Annotated in this window: 11 protein-coding genes, 1 tRNA gene and 1 riboswitch; of the genes, 4 read left to right on the forward strand and 8 right to left on the reverse strand. The window is 61.9% G+C overall.

Translation table 11 applies throughout. The features are described 5' to 3' along the window. The first annotated feature begins 60 nt into the window (after positions 1–60). Positions 61–924, forward strand: a complete 864-nt coding sequence (locus tag AC0L4C_RS01095) for an alpha-1,2-fucosyltransferase (RefSeq protein ID WP_473401675.1) — start codon at positions 61–63, stop codon at positions 922–924. On the opposite strand, the gene AC0L4C_RS01100 is transcribed toward AC0L4C_RS01095, so the two are convergent. From AC0L4C_RS01100 to AC0L4C_RS01120, 5 genes are read right to left on the reverse strand one after another with little or no spacing between them, the layout of a single operon-like run. After that, a complete protein-coding gene (locus AC0L4C_RS01100) occupies positions 896–1,912 on the reverse strand; it encodes a glycine-rich domain-containing protein (protein ID WP_473401676.1) in 1,017 nt (338 codons plus the stop codon). The two genes, AC0L4C_RS01095 and AC0L4C_RS01100, sit on opposite strands and share 29 nt — an antisense overlap. Continuing rightward, a complete protein-coding gene (locus AC0L4C_RS01105) occupies positions 1,912–2,283 on the reverse strand; it encodes a hypothetical protein (protein WP_473401677.1) in 372 nt (123 codons plus the stop codon). Before AC0L4C_RS01105 ends, AC0L4C_RS01100 begins: the two co-directional genes overlap by 1 nt. An 18-nt stretch (positions 2,284–2,301) precedes the next feature. Then, positions 2,302–3,582 (reverse strand): hypothetical protein, encoded by a 1,281-nt coding sequence (locus AC0L4C_RS01110; RefSeq protein WP_473401678.1) that lies wholly within the window; start codon positions 3,580–3,582, stop codon positions 2,302–2,304. Between the two features lie 9 nt (positions 3,583–3,591). Beyond that, positions 3,592–4,380 carry a hypothetical protein gene (locus AC0L4C_RS01115; protein WP_473401679.1) on the reverse strand — a complete coding sequence of 263 codons (789 nt, stop codon included), beginning with the start codon at positions 4,378–4,380 and terminating at the stop codon, positions 3,592–3,594. Next, complete coding sequence (locus AC0L4C_RS01120) at positions 4,381–5,166, reverse strand: hypothetical protein (protein ID WP_473401680.1); 786 nt, start codon at positions 5,164–5,166, stop codon at positions 4,381–4,383. A gap of 164 nt (positions 5,167–5,330) precedes the next feature. On the opposite strand from AC0L4C_RS01120, the gene AC0L4C_RS01125 reads away from it, so the two are divergent. After that, positions 5,331–6,383, forward strand: a complete 1,053-nt coding sequence (locus AC0L4C_RS01125) for a tyrosine-type recombinase/integrase (RefSeq protein WP_473401682.1) — start codon at positions 5,331–5,333, stop codon at positions 6,381–6,383. Positions 6,384–6,437: 54 nt separating this feature from the next. Here the strand turns inward: AC0L4C_RS01125 and AC0L4C_RS01130 are convergent. Next, positions 6,438–6,511 (reverse strand) — tRNA-Gly (locus AC0L4C_RS01130). 270 nt (positions 6,512–6,781) lie between these two features. Between AC0L4C_RS01130 and AC0L4C_RS01135 the strand changes: the two genes are divergently transcribed. Continuing rightward, on the forward strand, positions 6,782–7,699 hold the full coding sequence (locus AC0L4C_RS01135) for a crotonase/enoyl-CoA hydratase family protein (protein ID WP_473401683.1): 918 nt from the start codon (positions 6,782–6,784) through the stop codon (positions 7,697–7,699). A 2-nt stretch (positions 7,700–7,701) separates the two neighbouring features. Here the strand turns inward: AC0L4C_RS01135 and AC0L4C_RS01140 are convergent, their stop codons facing one another. Both AC0L4C_RS01140 and AC0L4C_RS01145 read right to left on the reverse strand, forming a co-directional pair. Then, positions 7,702–10,029 carry a putative bifunctional diguanylate cyclase/phosphodiesterase gene (locus AC0L4C_RS01140; RefSeq protein WP_473401685.1) on the reverse strand — a complete coding sequence of 776 codons (2,328 nt, stop codon included), beginning with the start codon at positions 10,027–10,029 and terminating at the stop codon, positions 7,702–7,704. A 260-nt stretch (positions 10,030–10,289) separates the two neighbouring features. Then, the gene (locus tag AC0L4C_RS01145; protein WP_473403575.1) at positions 10,290–11,399 is read right to left on the reverse strand and encodes a 2'-deoxycytidine 5'-triphosphate deaminase; all 1,110 of its coding nucleotides are present in this window, start codon (positions 11,397–11,399) and stop codon (positions 10,290–10,292) included. Positions 11,400–11,477: 78 nt separating this feature from the next. After that, positions 11,478–11,556, forward strand: a riboswitch (SAM riboswitch). Between the two features lie 37 nt (positions 11,557–11,593). Here AC0L4C_RS01145 and metZ point away from each other — a divergent pair. After that, on the forward strand, positions 11,594–12,802 hold the full coding sequence (gene metZ, locus AC0L4C_RS01150) for an O-succinylhomoserine sulfhydrylase (protein ID WP_473401686.1): 1,209 nt from the start codon (positions 11,594–11,596) through the stop codon (positions 12,800–12,802). Positions 12,803–12,808: the final 6 nt, after the last annotated feature.

Here is a 12,808-nt window from a genome sequence, read left to right on the forward strand (position 1 = left end):
GATAGCTCCGATAGTGAGTGAGAGATTGCTTGCCGTGTATTCTAGTGCGAATACTCAGCAATGCTTTACGTCAAAATAGTCGGCGGTCTTGGGAACCAGCTGTTTCAGTATGCGGCTGGCTATGCCGCAGCGAAGCGGCGCGGTGTTCCACTCAAACTCGACATGACCGGCTATGGTCCAACATCGAGCCGAAGCCCCGATCTGCTCGACTTCGCCATTGATGCCGATACCGCTGCCCCGGAAGAGGTTGCGCGCTTCCACAAACCAATAGGGTGGCTGCACCACAAAGCACGCGCCGGGTTCTACAAGCATGTGGTCAACTACTATATCGGCTACCACTCGGGCATTCTTTCGCCGGATCGGTTCGGCTATATGGATGGTTACTTTCAGGACGAACGCTACTTCCGCGACGTTGCGCCAGAAATTGCAGGGCTACGCCTGAAAGACGAGAGCCGGGTTGATGCGGCGACGCTGGAGCTTCGCAAGCATCCTGTGACCGTCTCTGTCCACGTTAGACGCGGGGACTATGTCAGCCCACAAAACGCACCTACGCTCAACATATGCGATGCAGCCTACTACCGGCAGGCTATGGAGCGCATGAGGGAACGTATCGGGCCATTTGTGCCCGTCGTCTTCTCCGATGATCTCGGTTGGGTTCGGGCAAATCTCGACCTTGGGGCAAACGCGATATTCGCAGACGATCTGCCGCTGCTGTCAGCCCCGGAAGAGATGGTGCTGATGTCGCGATGCACCCACCATATAATTGCCAACAGTACATTCAGTTGGTGGGGCGCCTATCTCAGCGGGCCGGGAGAAGTCATCGCCCCGAACCAGTGGGCACGAGGCACCAAGTCCTACGACAACATCGTACCCGCCGCTTGGGGCGATGGGCGAACTACGCGGTATACGTCCCGCTCGCAGTGAACTTCAGGATCGTGTTGCTGCCCGACGTGGTGACGGTTGGCGATCCAGTCGTCACCCCACTATATCGGGCAGTCGGCACGGCCAGAATTACCACCCCAGAGCCACCCGCGCCCCCCACGCTGCCGCCGGTGACGCCACCACCGCCGCCTCCAGTGTTGGCAGTGCCCGCTGTTCCAACGCCATTGCGCGCACCTGCGCCTCCGCCTCCCGCGCCCCCCGCACCACCGCCGGATGGGCTGTCAGCACTGCCGCCGCCACCGCCGCCGAATGTTTGAGATGCACCGGTGATGCTGGACGCCTTTCCCGCGCCGCCCGCACCAAGAGCGCTACCGAGTACGGTGTTCCCTCCGGCGTTAGGCCCCGCCCCGCCGCCACCACCGCCGCCTCGATTACTTCCAGTTCCTGTGATCGAGCCGCCAGCACCACCTGAACCCGTCGCTGCGCCGCCCGCCGTCGTTCCCGTATAGCCGAATCCCGCTGAACCGCCGCCTGACCCCCCAGAGTTGCCCGCGACGGCTGTCCCGAGAGTCGTATTTCCACCCGCCCCGCCACCGCCACCCAGGCTTGTGACAGTTGTTAGTCCGACCCCGGAGATCGAACTATTGCTGCCGTTCGTGCCTGACGTGTTGCTCGCAGCCACGCCGCCCGAACCCACAGTCACGGTGTAAACCGCACCCACTGTCAGCGCGATGCCAGCCCCGGCCTTTACCTCCCCACCACCACCGCCGCCGCCGCCGCCCGATCCATCGCTCGCGCCGGTCGAGCCGCCGCCGCCGCCGCCTGCGACGACTAGGTAGTCACCGGAGTAGGTAGTCGTTGGCCAGATGCCCGCTTGCTGTGCCTGCTGCGCCTCTTCCAGCGTCCAGACGCCCGAAGCCACCGAAGTCGTCGGAACATTGCGCGGCCCAATGATGCCGCCATTGCCAATAGAGGCGCGCAACATCGCGTCTGGCGAGGCGCCAGCGCAGAAGTCTGGATCAAGGAACATCAACTAATCTCCACGTAGGAGGCGAATGCCACTAGGTCGCCGCTGGCGTTCGCGAGAATGCCGAGGCTCATGTCCTCTTCGAGGTTCACCGGGGCGTTCTTTGAGATGATGACGAGCGTCGAATTCGCTGGGACAACGACTGTGTTAGCCAGCGCCAGCGCGGTCCCGCCCAGATCATCTTGGCTGTAGTGGTTTAGCGTCACCTCAGCAGGGTTCGTGCCGTCGATGTTGGCGACGTAAAGCGATTCAATCTTGAACGCCTTGTTGCTCCCTGCCGAGTTATTGACGATGGCCTGCGCCGAGGTCGTGACGGCGAGGCGGGTGATTTTGGCCGTGATTGTGGTCACGCCAACAATGTTGGGGGCGGTCATTGCGGGTATCTCCTGATATCAGCCGAAAACGAGGGCCATGGCGATGGCCTTACCGGTCGTGGCAACGCTGGCGGCTGGAATGCCGCTGTCTTGCAGGAGCTTGCCGCCCGTGCCGTTGAATGAAGGAAGGTTGCCGTTGACCGAACTTGCTGGCCCGACGACATCGCCAGAACCCGCCCCGTCAGCCCCCTTGTTCGCCATCAACTCCCAATAGGCATTGGAGGTCGTCGGCAGGGTCGGCGGGGCATTGCCAGTGGTTGCGCCTAGCGCAATCCACGACGCGCCTTGGTCTTGCACGGTGTCATTGGTGGAATAGGCCGTGGCCCCGCTATAGGCGCCACGCCAGACATAGGAGATGCCATCCGTGCCAGCAGCGCCGGTCGATCCCGTCGCGCCTGTTGCGCCGGTCGCGCCCGTCGCGCCGGTCGCGCCCTTCTCGACTGCCAATTCCCATTTGGCAGCGCCCAGATCGGTCGAGAACGTGCCGGAGGTATGGTCCTCAAGGCAGATGTACGTGCTGCCGCCCTGTTGCACGAGGTCGTCAACCTCGTAGGCTGTGGCGGTCTGCCAGGCCCCTTGCCAGACGCCGAGAATGGCGTTCGTCCCGTCCGCGCCTTGCGGGCTGAACATCACAATCAACTCGTCGCCATTGGCGAACGCGCCAGAGCCGCCGACATAGACCAGTGTCAGCTTGCGGTAGCCGGTGCCGTCAACAACTATGTCCGTGACCTTGAAGGCATGGAACGCGGCGGGGTCGGCCACAGAGCGCACCCAGACCTGACCGCGTGCGCTCGCCGTGCCCTGATCGTCCCAGCTATCGAGGATAGCCGAGATTGTCGCGCCGTTGGCATCGAGGTTGTCGAGATAGCCAGCCGTTGCGGAGCCGATGGTGGCATTGTTCAGCCGTAGCTTGCCGGCACCGGGATCGGCATCGGTTGTGTCGTCATCGAACAACATGAACAGCCCACGCCCGTTGGCCTGCACCACCGACAGTTGCTCGAGCAGCAACCGCGTCTGCGCCGTTGACCGCACCGTATCGCCAACGAAGCGCACTTCGTAGGCCGCTGCCGACATCGTGGTGCCGGGCCAGTTGACCGACAGTTCCGCGGTGCCGGCGTCATAGTCCACCGAGGCGATGCGCTGTGGCGGCACAAGTGGCTGTGCGGGGTCAAGGAACAGATCGCCCGGCATGAAGTTCGGATACTGCGTCGTACCCATCAGGGCGCCGACAAAGGTGATGGTCGTGGCGGCATTTGTCACCGACGCGGTGCCGGTGTTGTAGAAGCTCGGGAGTGCCATGGATGTCCTCTAGGCGCTGATGCGGCCGGGGGTGATGATGATGTCGCCCGTCCAGGTGGACGTGTAATCGGCTGATGAAAGGGCGCAGGCGTCACCGCCGCCGGGGTTCCACGAGGCGTTTGACCCAGAGCCGGTAAACCCCTTGGTCTGAATGGTGCCGCCGTAAACTGCCTTGAGCACACTGCCGGCAGGGGCGTTTGTTCCAGCTACAAAGCCGATATAGTGGGCCGAAGCGTTCGCATCGGTGGCATTGTAGAACCTCCCGACTGGGCCGTTCGCCGTCACCGATTGATAGCGACGCAGCACGACGTCGGTGCCGTCGAGCACAATCTCGAACAGCCGCTGCATGCCGGGGAAGCCTTCGATCAGGCATGACCCGCCCTCAAGTTTCACCCACTCGCCAGATGGAAAATTCGTCCGCATCGAGAGATCGAACCAACCTGGCGGCACATCCGTATTCGTCAGGTTGACCCTGACATCAAGGTAGTCGGTTCCAGCGGGTACGGTCCCGAGAACAGTGTCGCTCAACGTGTTGGGCGAACCCTCTCCCGGTCCCCATTCCTGCTCGATGAACCCAGTGAACGTTGCGCAGCCAAACGAGGTGAATGGCCCGCTGGTGTCCTTCATCCGGTGGTAGATGGTCCCATGCCAAAGGCCGGGGAATGTGATGTCGTAGGACGTGAGGTTGATGGCGGCGTCGGGGACCAGGTTCATCAGCGGCCGGCTGATGTCGAACGCGATCCGGCCATCCTTGGTGAATGTCATCACCCCGGAGGAAAGGTCGAAACTGCCTGCCATCTATTCCACCGCGCACTGGATATTCGCAGATCCGGAAAAGCTGCCAGAGTAGCCGGTTTCGGTCAGGGTCGTGCCGTTGGCGAGGACCGTGCGCGCCGCTCCGTTACGGATATGCACGGTCGGCCCGAGGCTGATGTCGAACGGGCTGTCGCCTGCCCCCGCCTGCCGCAGCATCTTGCGGCTGCTGTCGAACTTGCCGAGCCCGAGAATCCCGGTCCCGGTCGTGGTGTTGAAACTGAACAACTGGTCGCTGTCCTCGACCGGCGCGCGGAAGACCAGCACGGTGTAATCCTTGGACAGCGCCGACAGGGCGCTTGCCGACGAGATACCCACATCCATCAGCCGGATCTTGCTCGTCGTAGCATAGGGCGTCACCACGCGGCTTTGCGCCGTTGCGGTCTGGATCAGCGTCCCCGGAGCGATGATTTCATCACCAGAAATCACCATATACCCCGGCATGTAGCCGAGACTATGCGTCACAAGGTCGATATGTGACGTGACGATCTGCCCGACCCGCGTGACTGCTGCAAAGCCGGAGGGCAACGTAATGTTCGTCGATGCCCCCGCCACGCTGGCATGATTTATCGTGACATCGGTAGGCCCGACAGCAACCTGATAGTAATCGAAATCGACGTGGAACTGCACCTTGTCGAGATAGCTTGCCGGAGTCTTGGCCGGGGCATTGCGGGGCGCGTCATAGTCCGTCATCGCCCCGGTGGTGTTGGGCTCCTCGAAGACGGCGAACACGCCTGGGGTCGCGAAGCCTCGCGCTGCGATGTTGCCCATCTAGACCGCCGTGAACGATACGTCGCCGTTGATCATGTCGATATCGACCGACCCGTTGGCGGACTTGAAATGACCGGACGGCACCTTTCGCTGGCACTTTACCTCGCCCGTGTCCCATGGTGAGGATGATCTCGATCGTGAGCTGGAAGCGTTCGAGGCAAAGCATGGTTATGGTCGAACTTAAGGGCCTGCACATCGTCAAGAGCGGCGGGCGGACATACGCCTACGCCTGGCGGGGCGGCCCCCGCATCAATGCACCTCTCGGCACTCCCCAGTTCATCGAGGAATACAATCGGACCGTCGAGGCCCACCGGCTTCCGAACAGCAGCAAGTTCCGCTCGCTGGTCGCCTCTTACAAGGCGAGTGACGACTTCAAGCGGCTCGCTGACACCACCCGCCGCAACTGGGGCCGATGGCTCGACCGGATCGGCGAGCATTTCGGCGATCTGAGCGTCCGTCAGTTCGACCGTCCGGAGAAGATCCGGCCCATCATCCGCAAGTGGCGCGGATCCTACTCGCATCAGCCAAGGACGGCCGACTACGGCATGCAGGTGCTGTCGCGCGTGCTGACCCACGCCGTCGACATGGGCAAGATCGCCTCGAACCCATGCGAGGGTTTCAAGCAGCTCTATTCCAGCGATCGCTCGGAGATCATCTGGACCGACGACGACCTCAAGCGGATCAAGGCCGTGGCCACTACCGAGCTGGGCTGGGCCTTCGATCTCGCCGCGCACACTGGCCTGCGCCAGGCCGACCTGGTGCGCCTCTCCTGGTCGCATGTCGGCGAGAACGCCATCTCGATCCCGGCGAACAAAAGCCGGCGTCATGGCAAGCGCGCCAAGGTCGCGATCATCCCGCTCTACTCCGATCTGCGCGAGCTGCTGGCCAGCATCCCCAAGCGTGCCACCACGGTGCTCACCAGCACCCGCAAGCGGCCTTGGACGACCGATGGGCTCGGCACATCCATCCAGGACGCCAAGGAAGCGGCAAAGATGAAGGACGCGGATCTGCACTTCCACGACCTGCGCGGCACGGCGGCCACAAAATTCTACGTCGCCGGCCTCTCGACCCGCGTCATTGCCGAAATTCTGGCGTGGGAAGAGGACCAGGTGGAGCGAATTATCCGCCGCTATGTCGGCCGCCAGGCCGCGACTCTCGAAGCGATCCGGGTGCTCGATGAGGCCAAAGGGCGAACAGGCCCTGTAAAAAAGCTGTAAAAACGGCGGTTTTCGGGGACCCACCGCCGCTACCTAAGTCATTGAAAAGGTTGCTGGAGCGGGTGAAGGGAATCGAACCCTCGTCGTAAGCTTGGGAAGCTTCTGCTCTACCATTGAGCTACACCCGCGACGCCGATCTGTTTGCTGCAAAAGCTGCAGACCGTCAAGCCATCCCCGGCCCCTCCCCCCGTATCGCACCGACGCGCTCCGCTGATCCCGCAGCCCCGCTGCGGCAGTAAATGGCGACATGGTTAATGATTATTAAGCCACTCATTTTACTGCGATATTCTTGATATCTCGCGGGTTGCTGCCGATGCCCCGCGATGGTGAATTGTTGCTTAATGAAATGCTTTCAAGTTTAACTATTCCGACGCAAACGGGCTTTGGGATTGCTCTAGATGCTGAACGATTTTGCTTTTGGACCGCACGCTGAACCCGCACCCGCAAAGGGACAGGAAGTCGAGTACGAAATCGCCGCACCGGAGCGTTTCTGGCCAGATCTTGGACAGCTTGAGTGCGCTTTCGACATCTCCCACGCAACGGTCTGGAGCCATATGCGCTTCCGCGACCGTCCCTCTTTCAATCCAGACCTGCTGGTCGATTTTCACGGCTGGGGTCGCAACATCCGGACGCTGAAGTCGCGCATGGGTGACGCCTTCAAGTACGTCGTGCTCGGCTCGACGCATCCCGGTGTCTTCTGCCTTGGCGGGGATTTGGACTGCTTCAGTCGCTATATCCGCAATGGTGATCGCGCTGCCCTGACGGCCTATGGCCAGTCGTGCATCAAGATCCTGCATGACAACTGGAACGTCAGCCGCAGCGGCGTCATCTCGATCGGCCTTGCGCAGGGCGATGCGCTGGGTGGCGGGTTTGAATCGCTGCTCTCGTTCGATGTCCTCGTGGCCGAACGCGGCGTCAAGTTCGGCTTCCCCGAGCAACTGTTCGGGCTCTTCCCGGGCATGGGGGCGCTGACCTTTCTCGGCCGCAAGCTCGGCTTTGCCAAGGCGGAGCAACTCGTCCGGTCCGGCAAGCTGCTGACCGCTGACGAGTTGTTCGAGATGGGCGTCGTGCATGTGCTGGCCGAACCCGGCCGTGGCGTCGAGGCCGTCAACAAGTACATTCACCGGCACGCGCCGCGTCACGCAGCCGAGCTCTGCATGCTGGCGGCCAGCAAGCGTGCCAATCCGATTCCCTATGATGAACTGCACGACATCGTCGATCTCTGGGTCGACGCCTGCATGACGCTGAGCAACCACGATTTGTCGGTGATGCAGCGGCTCGTGTCGGCGCAGTCGCGGCTGGAAGCCGCCGCCTGATCTCAGGCGGCGAGGCTGCGCTGCACCGTGGCCGGGGTGAACGTCTCGATCAGGGCAAGCACCTCGTCGGGTGCGGTGGGCCTGCCGAACAGATAGCCCTGAATCTGGTCACAGCCGGCTGAGGCCAGAGCCTGCAACTGCTCCTCGGTTTCGACGCATTCGCCCACAACCGTCATGTCCAGGATGCCGCCAATGCTGGTGACAGCCCTGATCACGGCAATGGAGCTGGCGTTCTTCCCCAGATCGCGGACGAACGATCCGTCGATCTTGATCTTGTTGAACGGGAAGGTGCGGAGTTGGCTGAGGGAGGAGTAGCCGGTACCGAAGTCGTCGAGGGAAACCCGGACACCCATGTCCCGGAACTGCTGGAGCATGTTGAGCGTGGCCGACGAACTGTCGAGAAGCGCCGTCTCGGTGATCTCGAGTTCCATGCGATCCGGGGCAAGGCCGTATTCTTCAAGGACGTCGGCCAGGAAGGCGGGGAACTGCAGATCCGCGAACTGGGCGGCCGAGAAGTTGACGGCCACCGAGATATCCTGTGGCCAGTGGCTGGCCACGCGGCAGGCCTCCTCGAGAACCCAGCGCCCGAGTTCCAGGATCAGACCTGTTTCCTCGGCGATCGGGATGAACTCCGCCGGCGACACATAGCCCCGCGTCGTGTGGCGCCACCGGATTAGGGTCTCGAACGAGGCAATGGCCCCCCGCTTCAGATCAACAATCGGCTGGAAAGCCAAAGTGAACTGCCGCTCCGCTATTGCAGCACGGATGTCGAGTTCGAGCATGCGGCGCTGCTGGGCATGGACGTCCATCTCGTCTTCAAAGACGCGAACCGAGTTCCGGCCCTTCGCCTTTGCGTCATAGAGGGCCATGTCGGCGCGCTTGAGCAGGATGTCGGGAACATTGCCGTGGCGTGGTGCCAGCGCGATGCCGATGCTGGCGCCGATATTGATGAAATGCCCGGCGATCTCGAAAGTCTCGCCGAGCGAGCTGATCAGTTGTGCAGCGAGTTGCTCGGGCTTGGGTTCGCCCTCCTGTAGCCGCTGGATAACGACGAACTCATCGCCCCCAAGACGGGCAATATGTGAGCCAGAACCGCCCCCCCGCTTGATGCGCTCTGAGACGGCAACCAGCAGAAGATCTCCGATCGGATGACCAAGAGTGTCGTTGACCGACTTGAAGTGATCCAGATCTATCAGATGCAAAGCCAGTGTGGCTTTGGCCGGCAAGACTTCAAGCGACTTGGCCAGCACTTCCTTGAACGAGGCGCGGTTCATCAGGCCCGTGAGTTCGTCTGTCCAGGCGAGTTGTTCAATGCGCTCGTGCGCCTTGGCCTGCTCGGTCACATCCTCGAAAACGATAACGGCCTCACCGTTGTCCATGGACTGACACGAGACGGCGACGACTTTCGCGTCACTCAGCTTGACGAAGCGCTGGGGCGCGTTGCCCGACGTGATGCAATGGCGGATGGCATTGATCAGCGGGGCCCGCGCCTCGACGCTGTTCTGGTTGGCCGAGAGCTTGTCGAGAAAGCTCTCCAGCGACATGCCGGTTTCAAGTGCCGTGTCGGGGCAGCCGAGGATGGATGTCAGCTTGCTGTTCCACACCATCAGGGCCCCGCCGGCATCGAACATGCCCAGGCCATGCGACATGTTGTTGAGCGCGGCATCAAAGAGCGCTGCCTGGGCCTTGTAGGAGGCCGCCAGCTTGGCATTGGCACGCTTGGTTTCGAGAGCGGCAACGATGGTATTGCGCACCGAGACGGTGATGTCGGTCATGCCGAACATGAAGACAAACAAGACGCAGCCGATGACCTGGTAGAACCCGCTGGGGTGCAACACCAGGCCGAGGCACATCGGACCGGCGGACAGGTAGAGTTGGGACAGAGCGACCAACGGACGCCCGGCGTTGCGGCCGGTTATGCTGGCGCCATAACCTGCCGTGGTCGTGGTCAACATCAGATGCAGGGCAGGATCGTTGATGCGCGTGATGGCCAGCAGACACAGCACGCCGAGGAGAAGAGCAAAGAGACCGCCGCCGATGGCGTAGGCAAGTTCCCACAGGCGAGCATCGGATCTGTCGGCCGGTCGGCCCAGAGACAGGTAGCGGACGCCAATGGCGATCCGCAACGCGGCCACGACGACTGCCATATCGGCAATCGCCTCGACGAGCATATCCTCAGCAAGGAACGTTACGGTTGCCGCGATCCAGATTCCGGCAAGCGCGCCGGCTATGAGCGAGGCGAACGGGTGAAAAAGCCCGTCGACCAACTGCAGCCGAATTTCCGGAGCGAGCCGTCGTTCGGCACGCAACATCTCAATGAGCCGCTTCAACACTGGTGCTCTCCCAAAGAACCAGCGTCAGCTTGCGTCAGACAAGTGAATATTTGCTATACACTACGGGAATCTTGGGACCTTCAGGGCGCTCTTCTGCTCGCTACGGCGCCCGAATACTTTTGCCCCGACAGACTACGTTTCTGTACTTCTTAAGTATTAACTAAATAAATCACATCGCCGCACCCCAAAACACAGTGACGAATGTGGCCGACGGAAATCACCCGCCCCAGAACTTTCCTGATGCTGGCAATCGCGCCCTAGAGAGCGAAAGCACGAAAGTGCTTGGACAGTTTGAGGGTCTGGGCCTGATAGTTCGAGCCCAAGCCCGCGCCATAAAGCCGATCGGGTGGCTCTGCCAGGTTCTCATAGATCAGCCGACCGATGGTCTGGCCGTGGCCGAGGAGAAATGGCACTTCGCGACTGCGGACTTCGAGCACCGCCCGGCTGCCGGTGCCCCCGGCGGCCGAGTGACCGAACCCCGGGTCGAAAAAGCCTGCGTAGTGCACGCGGAACTCTCCGACCAGCGGATCGAAAGGCACCATCTCCGCTGCATAGTTAGGTGGCACTTGCACGCTCTCGCGAGAGACCAGAATGTAAAATTCGTCAGGATCGAGAATGAACTGCTCGGTCCCCCGGGTGACCAGCGGCTCCCAGTAGTCGAGGACGTCGAGGGAATCCTTGAGATCCATGTCGATGACCGGGGTGTGCCGCTTGGAGCGGAAGCCGATGAGGCCGTTGCGGCCCTCCCCCTTCAGGTCAATGGACAGCGCGACGCCCTCTCCGACCTCCTCATTGGCATCCAGCACGAGTGTCTCGACCGTGTGCAACGTCCGGTGCTCGGCTGCGGATAGCCGTGTTTGACCGACGCGGAAGCGGATCTGGCTCAGACGCGATCCCTTCCGGATGCGCACCGGGAACGTGCGCGGGCTGATTTCGAGATAGAGCTTGCCCTTGTAGCCGGCGGGCAAGGTGTCGAAACCGCGGGCCATATCGCCAATGACGCGGGTGAATACATCGAGGCGACCAGTTGAGCTCTTGGGGTTGGCCCCGGCGCTGACGGCATCAGGAAGATCGAGACTCTCCTGCAGCGGCACCAGATAGACACAGCCGCGCTCGAGCACGGCGCTATCGGTCAGGTCCAGCTGGTGCAGCTTGAGGCTCTCGATCCTTTCGGCAACGGTGAAGTCGGGGCCGGGCAAGAAGCTGGCGCGAATGCGATAGGCCACATCGCCAAGCCGGAGATCGAGGCTTGCCGGTTGCACCTGATCAGCGTCGAAGGGCGGCGCAATGATCGCCCCGGAGCGGGCCAGCCGCTCAATGAAGCGGGACGGGAATACGCCGCTCGACCAAAGCTCGTTATCTGACATCATTCCCCGCGAGCGGCCAATCCACCGCCTCTCCGTAGCAACCCTCGCAATTGACGCCAAGCGGCAAGGGGGATTATACCCCGATCCAGTGGTGATTTGGCCGGTCCGCTTGCAGCCACTTTAAACAACTTGCTAAAGGCGACCAAAGGGCTGGCCACACTTCGTGCCGGCCTTTTGTGTCCTGGAGCCCAGAAATGTCAAAATCGAGCAACCCGCTGAGCGATCCGAAGAACCTGTCGCCGGAAACCCAGTTGGTCCACGGCGGGGTCAGCCGTACCGCGTTCAACGAGACGAGCGAAGCGATCTTCATGAACTCGGGCTATTCCTACCCGAGTTCGCAACATGCCGAGTATCTGTTCCTCAACAAGCTGCCCGGGGCACATAACTACTCGCGCTTTGCCAATCCGACCGTTGACGTGTTCCAGGAGCGGATGGCGCTGCTCGAGGGGGCGGAGGCGGGGCGGGCGTTTGCGACCGGCATGTCGGCGGTCACCAATGCGGTGATGAGCCAGGTGCGGGCCGGCGACCATATCGTGGCGGCGCGGGCGCTGTTCGGCGGCTGCCGCTATGTGGTGGAAGACCTGATGCCGCGCTTTGGCGTCGCCTCGACGCTGGTCGACGGGCGCGATCCGCAGAACTTTGCCGACGCGATGCAGCCCAATACCAAGGTGGTGTTCATCGAGACGCCCGCCAATCCGACGCTGGAACTGGTGGACATCGAGGCCGTCGCCAAGATTGCCCAAGCGGGCGGCGCCAAGCTGATCGTCGACAATGTCTTTGCTACTGCGCTCTACCAGAAACCGCTGCAGCTGGGGGCGGACCTCGTCACCTATTCGGCGACCAAGCACATTGACGGTCAGGGACGGTCGCTGGGCGGCATCGTCCTCGGGTCGAAGGAACTGATCACCGGCGACATCCATACGCTGCTGCGCCAGACGGGGCCGTCGATCTCGCCGTTCAACGCCTGGATCATGCTCAAGGGTCTGGAAACGCTAGCGCTGCGGGTGAACCAGATGACGGCCAGCGCTGCCAGGATTGCCGACTTCCTTGCCGATCATCCCAAGATCGAACGGATCTCCTATCCGCATCACAAATCGCATCCGCAGTATGAGCTGGGGAAGCGGCAGATGAGCAAGGGGTCGAGCCTGATCGCCATCGAGGTGAAGGGCGGGCGGGCCGGGGCGTTCAGGCTCTCGGACGAGCTGGCGGTGATCCTGATCTCGAACAATCTGGGCGATGCCAAATCGCTGATCACGCATCCCGGGACGACGACCCATGCCCGCTTCACCGAAGAGGTACGGCTCGAGAGCGGGGTCACGCCCGGACTCCTGCGGCTCTCGGTGGGGCTCGAGAATGCCGACGACCTGATCAAGGACCTCGATTACGCCCTCAGCCAGGTCTGACGACGT

This window comes from Devosia sp. J20-27 (genome assembly GCF_055808595.1).

What these genes read in the sequence shown, in the direction of transcription:
- AC0L4C_RS01095 (WP_473401675.1), top strand. Translation starts at nt 61, where the DNA reads ATGCTTTACGTCAAAATAGTCGGCGGTCTTGGGAACCAGCTGTTTCAG.
- AC0L4C_RS01100 (WP_473401676.1), bottom strand. Translation starts at nt 1,912, where the DNA reads ATGTTCCTTGATCCAGACTTCTGCGCTGGCGCCTCGCCAGACGCGATG.
- AC0L4C_RS01105 (WP_473401677.1), bottom strand. Translation starts at nt 2,283, where the DNA reads ATGACCGCCCCCAACATTGTTGGCGTGACCACAATCACGGCCAAAATC.
- AC0L4C_RS01110 (WP_473401678.1), bottom strand. Translation starts at nt 3,582, where the DNA reads ATGGCACTCCCGAGCTTCTACAACACCGGCACCGCGTCGGTGACAAAT.
- AC0L4C_RS01115 (WP_473401679.1), bottom strand. Translation starts at nt 4,380, where the DNA reads ATGGCAGGCAGTTTCGACCTTTCCTCCGGGGTGATGACATTCACCAAG.
- AC0L4C_RS01120 (WP_473401680.1), bottom strand. Translation starts at nt 5,166, where the DNA reads ATGGGCAACATCGCAGCGCGAGGCTTCGCGACCCCAGGCGTGTTCGCC.
- AC0L4C_RS01125 (WP_473401682.1), top strand. Translation starts at nt 5,331, where the DNA reads ATGGTTATGGTCGAACTTAAGGGCCTGCACATCGTCAAGAGCGGCGGG.
- AC0L4C_RS01135 (WP_473401683.1), top strand. Translation starts at nt 6,782, where the DNA reads ATGCTGAACGATTTTGCTTTTGGACCGCACGCTGAACCCGCACCCGCA.
- AC0L4C_RS01145 (WP_473403575.1), bottom strand. Translation starts at nt 11,399, where the DNA reads ATGTCAGATAACGAGCTTTGGTCGAGCGGCGTATTCCCGTCCCGCTTC.
- metZ (WP_473401686.1), top strand. Translation starts at nt 11,594, where the DNA reads ATGTCAAAATCGAGCAACCCGCTGAGCGATCCGAAGAACCTGTCGCCG.